14 protein-coding genes are annotated in these 15,080 nt (G+C 62.2%); 3 read left to right on the forward strand and 11 right to left on the reverse strand.

Annotation, left to right across the window (positions count from 1 at the left end):
- Positions 1-637 (reverse strand): bifunctional precorrin-2 dehydrogenase/sirohydrochlorin ferrochelatase (locus MOV61_RS21460; RefSeq protein ID WP_247138022.1); only part of this gene is annotated, 637 nt, incomplete at its 3' end.
- A gap of 235 nt (positions 638-872) precedes the next feature.
- Between MOV61_RS21460 and MOV61_RS21465 the strand changes: the two genes are divergently transcribed.
- The 3 genes from MOV61_RS21465 to MOV61_RS21475 all read left to right on the forward strand — a co-directional run bounded on the left by MOV61_RS21465 (position 873) and on the right by MOV61_RS21475 (position 3,073).
- Positions 873-1,451 (forward strand): deaminase, encoded by a 579-nt coding sequence (locus MOV61_RS21465; RefSeq protein ID WP_247138023.1) that lies wholly within the window; start codon positions 873-875, stop codon positions 1,449-1,451.
- A gap of 24 nt (positions 1,452-1,475) precedes the next feature.
- Entirely contained in the window at positions 1,476-2,309 is an 834-nt protein-coding gene (gene mazG / locus MOV61_RS21470) for a nucleoside triphosphate pyrophosphohydrolase (RefSeq protein WP_247138031.1), read from the forward strand.
- 74 nt (positions 2,310-2,383) lie between these two features.
- Positions 2,384-3,073 carry an isoprenylcysteine carboxylmethyltransferase family protein gene (locus tag MOV61_RS21475; RefSeq protein ID WP_247138024.1) on the forward strand — a complete coding sequence of 230 codons (690 nt, stop codon included), beginning with the start codon at positions 2,384-2,386 and terminating at the stop codon, positions 3,071-3,073.
- A gap of 24 nt (positions 3,074-3,097) precedes the next feature.
- On the opposite strand, the gene MOV61_RS21480 is transcribed toward MOV61_RS21475, so the two are convergent.
- The 10 genes from MOV61_RS21480 to MOV61_RS21525 form a co-directional block, all read right to left on the reverse strand.
- Positions 3,098-4,078, reverse strand: a complete 981-nt coding sequence (locus MOV61_RS21480) for an acyltransferase (RefSeq protein ID WP_247138025.1) — start codon at positions 4,076-4,078, stop codon at positions 3,098-3,100.
- A gap of 186 nt (positions 4,079-4,264) precedes the next feature.
- Positions 4,265-5,638 (reverse strand): GTPase HflX, encoded by a 1,374-nt coding sequence (gene hflX / locus MOV61_RS21485; RefSeq protein ID WP_247138026.1) that lies wholly within the window; start codon positions 5,636-5,638, stop codon positions 4,265-4,267.
- Between the two features lie 43 nt (positions 5,639-5,681).
- Complete coding sequence (hfq, locus tag MOV61_RS21490; protein WP_007757453.1) at positions 5,682-5,924, reverse strand: RNA chaperone Hfq; 243 nt, start codon at positions 5,922-5,924, stop codon at positions 5,682-5,684.
- A gap of 106 nt (positions 5,925-6,030) precedes the next feature.
- Entirely contained in the window at positions 6,031-6,894 is an 864-nt protein-coding gene (locus MOV61_RS21495; protein ID WP_247138027.1) for a D-amino-acid transaminase, read from the reverse strand.
- A 31-nt stretch (positions 6,895-6,925) separates the two neighbouring features.
- Positions 6,926-8,302, reverse strand: coding sequence for a Trk system potassium transporter TrkA (trkA, locus tag MOV61_RS21500; protein WP_247138028.1), 1,377 nt, complete (start codon positions 8,300-8,302; stop codon positions 6,926-6,928).
- Positions 8,303-8,322: 20 nt separating this feature from the next.
- Positions 8,323-9,687, reverse strand: a complete 1,365-nt coding sequence (locus MOV61_RS21505; RefSeq protein ID WP_038542664.1) for a sigma-54 dependent transcriptional regulator — start codon at positions 9,685-9,687, stop codon at positions 8,323-8,325.
- Positions 9,677-11,950, reverse strand: a complete 2,274-nt coding sequence (locus MOV61_RS21510) for a PAS domain-containing sensor histidine kinase (protein WP_247138029.1) — start codon at positions 11,948-11,950, stop codon at positions 9,677-9,679. Before MOV61_RS21510 ends, MOV61_RS21505 begins: the two co-directional genes overlap by 11 nt.
- A gap of 222 nt (positions 11,951-12,172) precedes the next feature.
- On the reverse strand, positions 12,173-13,624 hold the full coding sequence (ntrC, locus tag MOV61_RS21515; RefSeq protein ID WP_038542662.1) for a nitrogen regulation protein NR(I): 1,452 nt from the start codon (positions 13,622-13,624) through the stop codon (positions 12,173-12,175).
- Positions 13,621-14,769 (reverse strand): nitrogen regulation protein NR(II), encoded by a 1,149-nt coding sequence (locus MOV61_RS21520; RefSeq protein WP_038542660.1) that lies wholly within the window; start codon positions 14,767-14,769, stop codon positions 13,621-13,623. The genes ntrC and MOV61_RS21520 overlap by 4 nt, the downstream gene beginning before the upstream one ends.
- Positions 14,766-15,080 (reverse strand): tRNA-dihydrouridine synthase (locus MOV61_RS21525; RefSeq protein ID WP_247138030.1); only part of this gene is annotated, 315 nt, incomplete at its 5' end. The genes MOV61_RS21525 and MOV61_RS21520, both read right to left, overlap by 4 nt.

The following is a 15,080-nucleotide window of genomic DNA, read 5'->3' on the forward strand; positions in this document are numbered from 1 at the left end:
AGCGGCGGGCGGTGGCAATATCGTTGGCATCGACGGCGCTTGCGACATCGGCCGAGAAGAAGCGGCGCCAGAAGATGCGGCGCGACACGCCACGCGGCACCAGACGTTCGGCGGCATCACGATATTCCGCGGCGAGACGGGCCAGCACACCGAGCGACGGCGACAGCATCTGGTCGATGCGGGCGCGGATCATCTGGGCGAGAACCGGGCCGGCACCTTCCGTACCGATGGCAATGGCGACCGGCGCTCGGTTGACGAGGGCCGGCGTGTAGAAATCGCAGAAATCGGGCTGATCGACCGCGTTGGCGGGAATTTTTTCAGCGCGGGCGGCAATGACGATCGCACGATCCAGTGCGGCGTCGCCGGTGGCGGCAAACACCATCACCGCGCCCTTGACCTGATCTGCGAGCTGATCCGGCGAAAAATCCGAATGAATGGTGTCGATACCCTGAGCGGCCAGCCAGCCGGCATAGTCCGCATCCGGCGCCGAGACATAAGCGACGATCTCCGCGTCGGTGTTGCGCAACAGCCGGGCCTTGGCATAGGCTTCGTCGCCATTGCCGAACACGACAACGCTCCGTCCGCTGACGCGGAAGAAAGCCGGGAAGACCGACAGGCGTTGTTGGCTTGGTGACATGCGGGTATCCTGAATCATATGTCAGCAATATCCACAATAACGCATCGGAATTGAAGGAATGGATATGCAAACTGGATTGTGAGCCGGTATTTCTGTTTTACGATCAACCGGTTCTTGAGCAAAAGCCACCGCAGACGATATTTCTCCAGTATTTCTGTAGACTAAAGTGTTTTTTGCCCCGATCGGCTTGTAGCGCGCCATAAACTGCCTAGACACCTTGCGATAAAGAGTTCCCATGACAATTGCCGCCCGCCTTCTCGACGTCATCGAAAACGATATCCTGTCCTTGACTGAAAAGGGCGTTGCAGCCGGCAACAAGGTTTTCGGCGCGGCGATCCTCAAGAAATCGGACCTGTCGCTGGTGATTGCAGAGACTAATAACGAGCTCGAAAATCCGCTCTGGCATGGCGAAGTGCACACGCTGAAGCGTTTTTATGAAACTACACGAGATCTTCCCACCAAAGATCTGATTTTCCTCTCGACTCACGAACCGTGCACGATGTGCATGTCGGCCATCACCTGGGCCGGCTTCGACAATTTCTACTATTTTTTCAGCCACGAGGATTCGCGCGACGCCTTCGCCATCCCGCATGACCTGAAGATCCTCAAAGAGGTTTTCGGCCTGGAACCCGGCGGTTACCGGCGCAACAACGCCTTCTGGCATTCCTACGCAATTGCCGACCTGGTCGAGAGCGAAGGCGAGCCGCTCCGTGCCGGCCTCAAGACCCAGACGACCCGGATCAAAGCCCGATATGACGGGCTTTCCGGCGTCTACCAGTCCAGCAAGGACAAAAACACCATACCGCTCGCCTGACATCCGGCATTGAAGGACAAGATGATGGAAGCATCGAAGGATATTTCGCGGCTGATCGAGATCATGGCGGCGCTCAGGACACCCGTCACCGGCTGCCCATGGGACCTCGAACAGAATTTCTCGACCATCAAGCCCTATACGATCGAGGAGGCCTATGAGGTCGCCGATGCGATCGAGCGCAACGACATGGACGATCTCTGCGAGGAGCTGGGCGACTTGCTGCTGCAGGTGGTCTTCCACGCCCGCATGGCCGAGGAAGCTGGCGAATTCTCTTTCGGCGATGTCGTCCAGGCGATCACCAAAAAGATGATCCGCCGGCATCCGCACGTCTTCGCCGTCTCGGATGCGGCGACGCCGGATGCGGTGAAAGTGCAGTGGGACGATATCAAGACGGAAGAAAAGCGCGAGCGGGCCGAACGGCGGGCGCGGCGCGGCATTACCGAGGATTTCAAGCTCGGCTATCTCGGCAGCGTGCACCGTGCCCAGCCGGCACTGACGGAGGCGCTGAAGCTGCAGCAGCGGGCGGCAAAGGTCGGCTTCGACTGGTCGGCGGCCGAACCGATCCTCGACAAGATCGAGGAGGAAATCGGTGAACTGCGCGAGGCTCTGCGTGACGGACGCCAGGACAAGGTCACCGACGAACTCGGCGATCTGATCTTCGCGCTGGTCAATATCGGCCGGCATGTGAAAGCCGATCCGGAAGAGGCGCTTCGCGGCACGAATACAAAATTCAGGCGGCGGTTCAATTATATAGAAACGTCTCTTCAACAATCGAATGAGACGCTGGAGGCTGCCACGCTGGAACGCATGGAAGAACTCTGGCAGGCCGCCAAGGCGATCGAACGGACGCTCGGCTGACTGTCCGGCCCGCCCTCTTGATCGCCGCGATCAGAGGGTTATCTACATTTCGCTCACCAGATCGGGATAGTGACATGCAGGAGCACAGCAATCGGCTCGGCGTCCGAACGACCAAAGTCACCGCAATCTTCATAGCCTTCCTGGCAATCCTGATATTCGCCTGCGCGGGCACATTGAATTATTGGCAGGCCTGGCTCTACCTGGCGAACTTCACCGCCTGGACGATCGGGACCGGCTGGTATGTGGTGACGCACAGTCCCGAACTTGCGGAGAAACGGCTGAGTGCCGGGCCGGGTTCGGAAACGCAGCCGGCGCAGAAGCGCATCCAGGCGTATAATAGCGTGGTGATCATGGCGCTCTATATGGTCTCCGCTCTGGATTACCGCTTCTCGTGGTCGTCCACGCCGGTTGGGCTCGTCGTCATCGGAAACATCCTGACCGCCCTCGGGTTTGCGGGCTGTCTTGCCGTCTTCCGGCAGAATTCCTATGCCTCTGCGACCGTGGATGTCCAACCCGGCCAAAGGGTTGTATCCAACGGTCTCTACGGTCTTGTGAGACATCCGATGTACAGTTCCGCCCTCCTTCTTTTCGCAGGCGCCCCGCTTGCACTCGGTTCCCTCTGGGGACTGGTACTCGTGGTGTTTATCGTCGGCGGGCTGGTCGCCCGCCTGATCGACGAGGAAAGACATCTGCGGGCCGAATTGCAGGGCTATGCCGCTTATTGCGAGCGCGTGAGATACAGGCTGGTTCCGGGGGTCTATTGAGCCGCTGTTTTCCGGAGATGCTCTCTATGCCGTTCGGCCAGCGGTAACGACTTTCTCCATGCGGTTCTGGAAGAAGCGATTGAGCGCCGTCCGGGCGGGCTTTTCCACGAGGTAGAAGCTGACGAGCGCGACAAGCACGGCAGCCAGCAGCAACAACGGGGTTGGAGCCGCTCCCTCGCGGTAAAGCTTGTAGAAGGGCTGCTGCCACAGATAAAGCGAGAAGGACCACAGTCCGGCATAGGTGAACACCTTGGCCGACAGCATCTTGCGGAAGACCGGAGCAGCGCTGTCGATCGTGGTGATCGACAGTGCCAGCATGGCGGTCGACAGGCCAAAGGAGACGACCTGAAAGGGCATCCCCTTCGCCACGACCGCAAGCAGCAGCGCCAGCGGCGAGACCCACCAGGGAGCCTGGCGATTGCGCAGGAACAGCCAGAGACCGCCGGCCATGAATATGCCCGCGACAGAGACGTCGCTGCGCCAGTGGGTATAAAGAACGCTTGCGCCGAGCTCGGTGCGGATGATGCCGTTCAGCATGGCCGCAATGCCGAGCGCGATGACCAGAGCGGCGACCGGAAACAGTCTGCGGCGGGACAGGAAGGCGATGCCTGCCAGGAGAATATAGGCGTGCTCCTCGACGCACAGCGACCACAGGTGATCAAGCAACGCCACCGGATGGGTATAGACCATCGCGTAGTTGATCGTGAACGTCAGCGCCAGCAACGCGGCAACGGGGCCATGCGAAATGTCGGTGCCCTGGAAAGCAAGGGTCGTGACGACCACGAATGCGAAAAGGGCCGGATAAATTCGCGAGAAACGCCGGAAAAAGAACGTCGGCAATTCGGTCCGCTTGACGAACAGTATTTCCGACATCAGCCGGCCCGACAAAACAAAAAAGAGATCGACGCCGAATGTACTGACGCCCGGCTTGAAATCATCTATCCAGAAATGGCCGGCGATTACGAAGATGACGGCGATCCCCCGCCAGCCATCCAGATAGGCCAAATGTTTTCCGGTCTCTTCGTGCGGCTGATTTTGTACCATTACGAACCCATTGTTGCCGGCCCGCGGATGATAATACCGCAAGAAGTGTGACCGTCGTGGACGGTTTATTTTGCACCGCAAAAAACCGGCAACATCAAGGCGCTGCACGCAGCCGCCTCGGGGCAGAAGCCGCGTAGGGAACGCTTCCTATCGTTCCCAGTCTTCCTTGTCCGCTTTTGGACCATTGCCGAGCTTGCGCTCGAACTCGGCAGCCTCGGCTTCGGACATGCGGACGTCCAGGGTCACCGAACCGTCCTCGTTGTCCTCGCGGCCGTCGACGACGGCGTTGCCGTAGATCCACGAGACGAGGCCGAGCTTTTCCGGCGGGATGGTGATCGAGGTTTCGGTCAGCACGCCAGAAAGGCGTTTCGAGATCTCGTCCATCAGGGGTTCGACGCCCTCGCCCGTGATCGCGGAGACCGCCATGACGTTCTCGCGGCCAACGGCGCGTTCGGCGATCGCTTCATGGGCTTCCGGGTCGAGCCGGTCGATCTTGTTCCAGACCTCGATGATGCGGGCGGCCGCTTCCTTCTCGTCGATGCCGAGATCGGCAAGGATGCGCATGACATCGCCGGCCTGGGCGGCATTGTCCGGGTCGGACATGTCGCGCACATGCAGGACGAGATCGGCTTCCAGCACCTCTTCCAACGTGGCGCGGAAGGCAGCGACCAGGTGGGTCGGCAGGTCGGAGATGAAGCCGACCGTATCGGAGAGGATCACTGTGCGGCCATGCGGCAGCTTCATGCGGCGCAACGTCGGATCGAGCGTCGCAAACAGCATGTCTTCGGCCAGCACGCCGGCGCCGGTGATGCGGTTGAACAGCGTCGACTTGCCGGCATTGGTATAACCGACCAGCGCCACGATCGGGTGCGGCACCTTGCGGCGCTTGGCGCGGTGCAGCTGGCGGGTGCGCACGACCTGTTCGAGCTCGCGCTCCAGCTTGACGATGCGCTCCTGCAGCAGCCGGCGGTCGGCTTCGATCTGGGTTTCGCCGGGGCCGCCCATGAAACCGGCGCCACCGCGCTGGCGTTCAAGGTGGGTCCAGCTGCGGACCAAGCGGCCCTTCTGGTAATTCAGATGCGCCAGATCGACCTGCAGCGTGCCTTCCTTGGTGGAAGCGCGGCGACCAAAGATTTCGAGGATCAGGCCGGTCCTGTCGATGACCTTGGCCTGCCATTCCTTTTCGAGATTGCGCTGCTGTACCGGGGTCAGTGGATGGTCGACGATGACGAGGCCGGCGTCGTGCTCGTCGAGCAGCGCCTTGATTTCCTCGATCTTGCCGCTGCCCATCAGCGTTCCCGGACGCGGCTGGCTGATCGGCACGATCAGGCCCTGAACGATCTCCAGGTCGATCGCTCGTGCCAAGCCGATCGCCTCTTCGAGGCGGGCTTCGTTAGAACGCTGCGGTGCAGGTGCCTGACTTGAGTCGCCCTGCCCGGCCTTCGACCGTGCTTGCTTGAGGACCGGCACAATGACGAGCGCACGCATGTCGTCCCGGCGCTTTTCAGCCTCCGGGACCATGGATTCGTTGGAAGTATCGCGATTTGAAATCTGTTCTGTCCTGTTAGGCGGCGTTCTCTTCGGTTTCGAACATCTGCATGGGCTGGCCCGGCATGATGGTCGAGATCGCGTGCTTATACACGAGCTGAGAATGGCCGTCACGGCGAAGCAGGACGCAGAAGTTGTCGAAAGAGGTCACGACACCTGTCAGCTTGACCCCGTTGATCAGGAAAATCGTCAGGGAAATCTTCTGCTTGCGAACGGTATTGAGAAATAAATCCTGCAGGTTCTGAGAACGTTCCGCCATAGCGCCGCTTCTTTCTTTTTTGCCGGCCAATAGCCGGGATCATGATCAAGCTTGATAAGAGGCGACCGGAAAGCGCCCCGTGCTTCCCTTCCCCGATGTTTGACTATCAAATCGCCGTCTTTTCCGCAACGTCGAAAAAGGTGTCGCGAATACTTGACGACACTGTGCCCGGATGGCCGTTGGCGACGGGCTTTCCGTCGATTTCGACGATCGGCACACAGATCCCGGTGGCGGAGGTGAAAAACACCTCGCGGGCGGCCAGCATCTCTTCCGCCTTGAACTCGCGCTCGACGACCTTGAGGCCGAGCTCCTTTGCGACGTCGATGAGCGTAGTGCGGGTGATTCCCTTGAGGATGCCGTGTTCGGCCGGGCGGGTGACGAGCTCGCCATCCGGCGTGACGATCCAGACATTGGAGGACGCGCCTTCCATGACGATGCCGTTGCGGTCGATGAAGATGGCGTCCTGGGCACCGGCTTCCTTCGCCTGCTGCTTGGCGAGCACGTTCGGTAGCAGGCCGACCGTCTTGATGTCGACGCGGTCCCAGCGGTTCTCGGGCAGCGTGATGACCTTGATGCCGTTTGCATATTTCTTGGCGGCGGCCGAGGGATCGGTGCTCTTGGCGGTGATGGTGATGGTCGGCGGCGTGCCGTGGGCCGGGAAGTAGTGGTCGCGGCGGGCGGCACCGCGGGTCACCTGCATGTAGAAGATGCCGTTCTTGACCCGGTTGCGGCGGAGCACTTCACGGATGACGAAGGTGAGCGCTGCGCGGCTCATTGGCGATGCCATCCTGAGTTCGCTCAGCGACCGGTCGAGGCGGTTCAGGTGGCGAGTCAAGTCGACGATCATGCCGTGACGCACTTCGCAGACCTCGTAGACGCCGTCCGCGAACTGGAAACCGCGATCCTCCACATGCACCGCGGCGTCGGAATGGCGAACATATTGTCCGTTCACATAGGCAATTCTCGACATCGATATCCCCTGCGCTTGTCGCAAATGCTGGTTAGAAATACTGGATGGAAACGCGGAAAAGCTGCTCCACATGGCGCACGGCTTCGGCGGCGGCAAACAGCACCACCCGGTCGCGCGCCTTGATCCTGGTGTCGCCGTTCGGGCGGATCACCGCCTCGCCGCGATAGATGGCGCCTATACGGACGCCGTCCGGCAGGTCGAGCTCGCGGAAAGCGCGGCCGACCAGCGGCGAGGTTTCGAGCGCCTCGGCCTCGATGATTTCGGCAGCACCATTCTGCACCGCATAGACGGAGCGGATGCGGCCCTTGCGGACATGTTGCAGGACGCGGGAGATCGTCACGGCGCGCGGATTGATCTGCGCATCGATGCCGAGCGCGTCGGTGACCTGATGGAAGGACGTGGAGTTGATCAGCACCAGGTTCGACTTGCAGCCGAGCGATTTCGCCATGACCGCGCCGAGGATGTTGATCTGGTCGTTGTTGGTCAGCATCACGATCAGGTCGGTATCCTGGATATCCGCCTGGGTGAGGATATTCTGGTCGAGCGCCGAGCCGTGCAGCACGATCGTATTGCGCAGCTGCTCGGAAACCGCCATCGCCTTGTCCCGGTCGCTCTCGATGATCTTCAGCCGCGTCCTCGGCTGGTGTTCCTCGATGGTGCGGGCGACGTAATAACCGATATTGCCGCCGCCGGCGATGATGATGCGGCGTGCCTCCTGCTCCTCGTGTCCGAACAGGCCGAGCGTGCGGCGAATGTGTTCGCGCTGGCAGATGACATAGGCGAGATCGCCGACTTCGAGCTCATCGGCGGAGCGGGCGACGGTCAAAACACCGTTCCGGACGATGCCGACCACGGTTGCCATCAGGTCGGGGAAGAGGTCGGAAAGCTGATGCAGGGGCGTGGCGACGACCGGGCAATCCTCCATGCACTCGATCGCCACCATGGCGATGTGATCCTCGGCGAAGCGGACGACATCGGCGGCGCCGGGAAAGGAGATGCGCCGCAGCACCATCTTGCCGACCTCGATCTCCGGCGAGATCGTCACGTCGATCGACATGTTCTGGCGGCTGAACAGATCGGCATATTCCGGCTTCAGATAGTTCTGGGCGCGGATGCGGGCGATCTTGGTGGGCACGGAGAAGAGCGCCTGCGCGACCTCGCAGGCGACGATGTTGACCTCGTCGTAGAGGGTCACCGCGATGATCATGTCGGCGTCTTCGGCACCGGCCTTTTCCAGCACGTCCGGATGGGCGCCGTGGCCGACATAACCCTTGACGTCGAGGCTCTCGGTGATCGCGGCGATCAGGGTCGCTGAAGTATCGATGACGGAGACGTCATTGTCCTCCTGCGACAGCCGTTCGGCGATGCCGTAGCCCACCTGACCCGCGCCGCATATGATCACTTTCATGGGTTACGTACCGGCATCGGCTACACACCGAGCGACTTGAGCTTGCGGTGCAGTGCCGAGCGTTCCATGCCCACGAATTCCGCGGTGCGCGAAATATTGCCGCCGAACCGGTTGATCTGGGCGATCAGGTAGTCGCGCTCGAACATTTCGCGGGCTTCGCGCAGCGGCAGCGTCATGATGTGGTAGTCGCCCTTGGCCGACACCTTCGGCAACATGTCGCCGAGGTCGGTTGGCAGCATGTCGGCGGAAATCGGCGAATCCGGGCCGTCGGAGCGGGCAAGGATCATCAGCCGCTCGATATTGTTGCGGAGCTGGCGGATATTGCCCGGCCAGTCGTGGGCCTGCAAGACAGCCATGGCGTCCTCGCCGATCTTGCGGGGGCGGATGCCAGCCTGCTCGGAAATCTGGCGCATGAACATGTCGACCAGGAAAGGAATGTCCTCGCGGCGTTCGGCGAGCGCCGGCACCTTGACCGGCACGACGGCCAGCCGGTGGTAGAGATCTTCGCGGAACGAGCCGTCGGCGATCAGGCTTTCGAGATTGTAGCAGGTCGAGGAGATGATGCGGACATCCACCTTGACGCGCTTGGAACCGCCGACGCGCTCGAACTGCTGATCGACCAATACGCGAAGGATCTTGTTCTGCGTCTCGCGCGGCATTTCGCCGACTTCGTCGAGATAGAGGATGCCACGATGGGCCTCTTCCAGAGCGCCGATCTTGCGCGCCTGGCCGGGAGCGCCTTCGGTGCCGAACAGAGCGACCTCCATGCGATCGGGCGTGATCGTCGCCGCGTTCAGCGCCACAAACGGACCGGCGACGCGCGACGATCGCTTGTGGATCATCCGCGCCACCAGTTCCTTGCCGGAGCCGGAAGGGCCGAGGATCATCACGCGGCTGTTGGTGGGGGCGACCTTCTCGATCGTCTGGCGGAGCTGCGAGACGGCAACCGAGGTACCGACCAGCTCGGCGGCATCGCCGGTGCGCTTCTTGAGCTCGGTCACCTCGCGCTTCAGCTTGGAGTTTTCGAGTGCCCGCTCGGCGATCAGGATCAGACGGTCGGCCTTGAACGGCTTTTCGATGAAGTCGAAGGCGCCGCGCTTTATGGCAGAGACAGCCGTCTCGACATTGCCGTGGCCGGAAATCATCACGACAGGCAATTCAGGATGCCGGCTCTTGACTTCGTCGAGCAGCGCCAGGCCGTCGAGCCTGGAGCCCTGCATCCAGATATCCAGGAAGATCAGCCGCGGCACGCGATCGGATATCGCTGCCAGCGCGCTGTCGCTGTCATGTGCCGTGCGGGTTTCATGGCCCTCATCGGACAAAATACCTGAAACGATATCGCGGATATCCGCCTCGTCATCTACGACCAGAATATCAGACGCCATAAGCCAATTCCTTGTTATTATCCGTTCCCGGCACCGCCACCTGCTCCAGATGCGGCAGCAGCACCCTGATCATGGCGCCCTTGCCATGATCGAAATCGGCGGGAGCATCGTGCAGTTCGAGCTGCCCGCCGTGTTCTTCAATGATCTTCTTGACGATGGCGAGGCCCAGTCCCGTGCCCTTGTCGCGCATGGTCATGTATGGCTCGAGGATGCGGTGCCGGTTTTCGGTCGGCAGGCCGCTGCCGTTGTCGATGATGTCGACCACATAGGTGTCGCGCTCCGCATCGTAGACCGATCGCACCTTGACCTTGCGGCCGTCTCGTTCCTGGTCGCTCGGCACCGCCTCGATCGCCTCGACGGCGTTCTTGATGAGATTGCCGAAGGCCTGGCCGAGCATGCGCGCATCGAACATGCCCTTCAGAGGCTCCTCGCCGAGCTCACGGATGAAATCGACATGGGTGGTGCCCATCTCGCGCAGGAAGATCGCGTCGCGCAGGATATCGCGCAGATCGGCCTCTTCCTTGGCGGGTTTCGGCATGCGGGCAAAGGAGGAGAATTCGTCGACCATGCGGCCGATATCGCCGACCTGGCGCACGATCGTGTCGGTGCACTGGTCGAAGACGGCGCGATCGTCCTCGGCGATCTGCTTGCCGTAGCGACGCTTGAGGCGCTCGGCGGAAAGCTGGATGGGGGTGAGCGGGTTCTTGATCTCATGGGCGATGCGGCGGGCGACATCCGCCCAGGCGGTGGAGCGCTGGGCGATCACGAGGTCGGTGATATCGTCGAGCGTCACCACATAGCTGTCATGCGCGGCGCGCTGTTCCTCGCGGGTGACCTGGACCGACAGCGTCCGCTCCTTGCCGCCGCGCATCAGGTTCACCTGCTTGCGGAACTCGCCGCGGGCCCTGCTGCGCGCCTCGGTGAGGACGTGGTCGATCTCGGGGGCAACATCCTGGAGCTTCTCGCCCATCAGCTTTTCGGCGGGAAGGTCGAGGAGATGTTCCGCCGACGGATTGACGATAGTGATACGGCGGTCTTCCTCGACACCGATAACGGCAGCGGTGACGCCGGACAGCACCGCCTCGATGAAGCGGCGGCGGTCGTCGACCTCGTCCTTGGCTTCAAGGATCTCGTCGCGCTGGCTGCGTATTTCGGAAATCATCTTGTTGAAGGTACGCGACAGGCTGCCGACGTCGCCATCGGCGGCACGCACCGGCACGACGACGTTGAGATTGCCGGTCGCCACGCTGTCGGCGGCGCTGATCAGCAGCCGGATCGGGCGGACGATGCGGTCGGCGACCGCGATCGCCGTCCAGATCGCCGCGAGCAGGACGATCAGCGCGAAACCGAGATAGAGCACCGCAAAGGCGATCTGCAGCGATGTGCGGCCGGCCTCCATCGCCTGGTATTCGGCGGTGTTCTCCTCCATCAGCCGCATGGCCGAGATGACCTTCGGATCAACGGCGCGGATCGTATAGAGATAGGAGCCCGGAATGGCATCGAGCTTGATGACGGCGCCGACAAGGTTGGTGACACCAGGCGGGATCAAGGTCGGCTGGCCGGCCGCCGCGGTCTTCAGCGCATCCGCCGGGATCGCCGGCAGCGGCTTTTCGGTCTTGATATCGGCCTGAACGATCGCCTGGCCGTCCTCGCGCACCAGGAAGGCGCCGAGCATGCCGCGGCCGCGCGCCTGGCGGGTCATCAGCTCCACGAAACCGGTACGGTCGAGATAGAACATCGGCCGGTTGCGCTCGAGGTCGTTCGACATCGAAACCGTCTGGCCCTGAAGATAGCTGGCATTCTCGAGCATATAGGCACGGGCAACGTCCTGGGAGGACTGCACGATCGACTGGGTGCGCAGCGAGAACCAGCGGTCGAGGCCGACATTGAGCGTGAGGCTGGCGAAGATCGCGACCAGAACCGCCGGGGTGATCGCCACGATCGAGAAGAGCACGACGATGCGGACATGCAGGCGGGCCGCGGCGCGGCCGCGGTTGCGCGCCTTCACCAGCCGGACGATCTCGCGGCCGATCAGATACATCAGGCAGAGGATGAAAAGCGAATTCAGCGCAGCCGACGCGATCACCACATTGGTGGTCGGGGCGATCGGGGTCAGGCCGAGCAGGATGAACAGTGTCACCGACGCACAGATCAAGGCTCCGCCGGCGAGCAGAAGGCCGGGGAGCGCGAAGGACGCGCGCCGATCCTGCACTGACACCGCTGGCTCGTCTTCGGCCATCGGCGCTGTTACGCCTTCCGTCATCGAATCCACTCCGATCCCCAAAACCCTCGCGGGAGATCATTTCAACCCGGTCAGACCGAGCGAAGCGACAGCCACTTTCCAGAAAAAGGGCCGGCCTACCCCCTCGACGGCCGCCACTCCGTCGAGCATTCACCAAACCCTGCGTGACCTTTAAGCAACGCAATGTGGCGAAAATGCAACGATGAGCGGAAGGTGTCAAGCAGCTGGGAACAAACTAACGCATCAGGCGCCACGAGAGCTGCGATAGACCGAGACACCCAGTTCCCGGATCTTCTTTCGCAGGGTGTTGCGATTGAGGCCGAGGAGATCGGCCGCCTTGATCTGGTTGCCGCGGGTGGCCGTCAGTGCCGCCAGGATCAGCGGATATTCCAGCTCCGTCAGGACGCGATCGTAGAGGCCTGGCGGCGGCAGGTTGTCGCCGAAGCTCGCGAAATAGGTGCGCATGTTTTCTTCGACGGCTTGCGCGATGGTGAGCGAACCGTTGCGCGTGCCCATTTTATCGATCGGGCTGTCGGGAACATCCGAGCGCAGCTCCGATTCGATGATCTCGCGGCTCATGACCTCCTGCGGATACAGCGCCATCAGGCGGCGGACCAGGTTTTCCAGCTCTCGCACGTTGCCCGGCCAGGCATAGGCCTTCATGAGATCCAGCGCCTCGGTGTCGAAACGCTTGCCGTCGAGCCCCTCCTTTTCGGCCATCTGCATGAAATGGCGAACGAGATCGGGAATGTCCTCGGCGCGGTCGCGCAAGGGAGGCAGGCGCAGCGGCACGACGTTCAAGCGGTAATAAAGGTCCTCGCGGAACAGGCCCTGGTTGATGAGGTGCTTCAGGTCCTTGTTGGTCGCCGCGACGATGCGCACGTCGGTACGGATCGGCGTGCGGCCGCCGACGGTGGTGTATTCGCCCTGCTGCAGGACGCGCAAAAGACGCGTCTGGGCGTCCATCGGCATGTCGCCGATCTCGTCGAGGAAAAGCGTACCGCCCTCGGCCTGCTCGAAGCGGCCGGTAGAGCGGTTTTGAGCGCCGGTAAAGGCGCCTTTCTCATGCCCGAAAAGTTCCGATTCGATCAGGTCGCGCGGGATGGCAGCCATGTTGATCGCCACGAACGGGCCGTTGCGGCGCTTGCCGTAGTCGTGAAGCGCACGGGCGACCAGTTCCTTGCCGGTGCCGGACTCACCGGTGATCATCAGCGTCAGGTCGGTCTGCATCAGACGCGCGAGCACGCGGTAGATTTCCTGCATGGCGGCGGAGCGGCCGACCAGCGGCATGCCGTCCTGCATGTCGTCGTCGAGGCGGGCGGGCTTGCGCTTCGGTTCGGCAAGTGCCCGGCCGATGATGGCGATCAGCTCGGTCAGGTCGAACGGTTTCGGCAGGTAATCGTAGGCGCCCTTTTCGGAGGCCTTGATGGCGGTCATGAAGGTGTTCTGGGCACTCATGACCAGCACCGGCAGATCGGGCCGCGCCTTCTTGATGCGCGGCAGCAGGTCGAAGGCGTTCTCATCGGGCATGATCACGTCGGTGACGACGAGATCGCCCTCGCCGGCAGAGATCCAGCGCCACAGGGTGGCGGCATTGGAGGTGATGCGCACTTCGTAGCCTGCCCTGGTCAAGGCCTGGTTCAGAACGGTGCGGATGGCCGCGTCGTCGTCGGCGACAAGGATCGTGGCAGTCATTTTACGTTTCCTGTGGAGTTCAAGGCGCGGCCGTCCATGGCCTCTTCCTTGTGCATGGGCATCAGAACGCGGAATATCGTCCGGCGCGCCTGGCTGTCGCATTCGACGATGCCGCCATGGCCACCGATGATCTTGGCGACCAGGGCCAGGCCCAGGCCGGAGCCGTTCGTCTTGGTGGTGATGAAGGGATCGAAGAGATGCGGCACGAGATCGGTCGGAACGCCGGGTCCGTTGTCGATGACGCAGAATTCGAGCGGCAGGGAAATCTTGTCCCGCGTGCCGGCGACCGAGAGCTTGATGCCCGGGCGATAGGCGGTCGTCAGCATGATTTCGCCGTCCGGCTGGTCACCGACGGCTTCGGCCGCGTTCTTGATGAGGTTGAGGAAGACCTGCACCAGCTGGTCGCGGTTGGCAAAGACCGGCGGCAGCGACGGATCGTACATTTCGGAAATCTTGATCTTGCGGGCAAAGCCGGCCTTGGCGACCGCCTTCACGTGATCGAGCACCGAATGGATGTTGAGGGCGATGCGATCGACCGGCCGTTCGTCGGAAAACACTTCCATGCGGTCGACCAGCGAGACGATGCGGTCGGTCTCGTCGCAGATCAGCTGGGTCAGCGCCCGATCGTCGTCAGGGACGACGCTTTCCAGAAGCTGCGCGGCGCCGCGGATGCCCGATAGCGGGTTCTTGATCTCGTGCGCCAGCATCGAGGCCAAACCGGTCACCGAACGGGCGGCGGCGCGATGGGTGAGCTGGCGGTCGATCTTGTCGGCCATCGAACGTTCCTGGAAGACCACGACGACCGAGCCCGGCTCGCTGACGACAGGCGCGACATAGAGGTCGACCAGCTTGTCCTGGCCGAGGCGGGGCGACGACAGGTCGACACGGTACTCGTTGACCGGCGCCTTGCGCTCGCGCACCTGGTCGATCAGGGCGAGCAGCGGGCTGCCGAAGGGGATGAAGGTGGAGATCCTGTTCTTGGCGAGATGGGCGGCGCTGGCGCCGAAGAAGGCCTCCGCCTCCCAGTTTGCGAACGCGACCTTGCCCGCCGCATCGACCAGGATCACCGGGTTCTGCACCGAATTGAGGACCGCCATGGCGAGCGCATTGCCGATCGCGGCATCCTGCGCCTGGGACTTGCTCATGCGGCCTCCTTCTGAGCGTCGACGGGTTGCCCACCGAGCGCTGCTGTCATCCGGCGCGAGACATCGGCCGGGTCTTTCGAAATCATGATGGCGGCCTTTTCTTCGACCGGCAGGCCGGCCGCATAACGGTCGAGATACCAGCCGAGCTGTTTTCGCGCATGCCGGAGGCCGGCCTCGCGGCCGTAAAGCTCCAGCATCGCCTCGTAGTGTTCGACGACCAGGCCGGGGATTTCCGACCTTGTAGGCCCCGCATGACCGGCGAGCCAGCCGACATGCCAGGGCCGCCCCTGCGCGCCGCGGCCGACCATGAC

This window comes from Neorhizobium sp. BETTINA12A (genome assembly GCF_023006485.1).
Lineage (GTDB): Bacteria > Pseudomonadota > Alphaproteobacteria > Rhizobiales > Rhizobiaceae > Neorhizobium.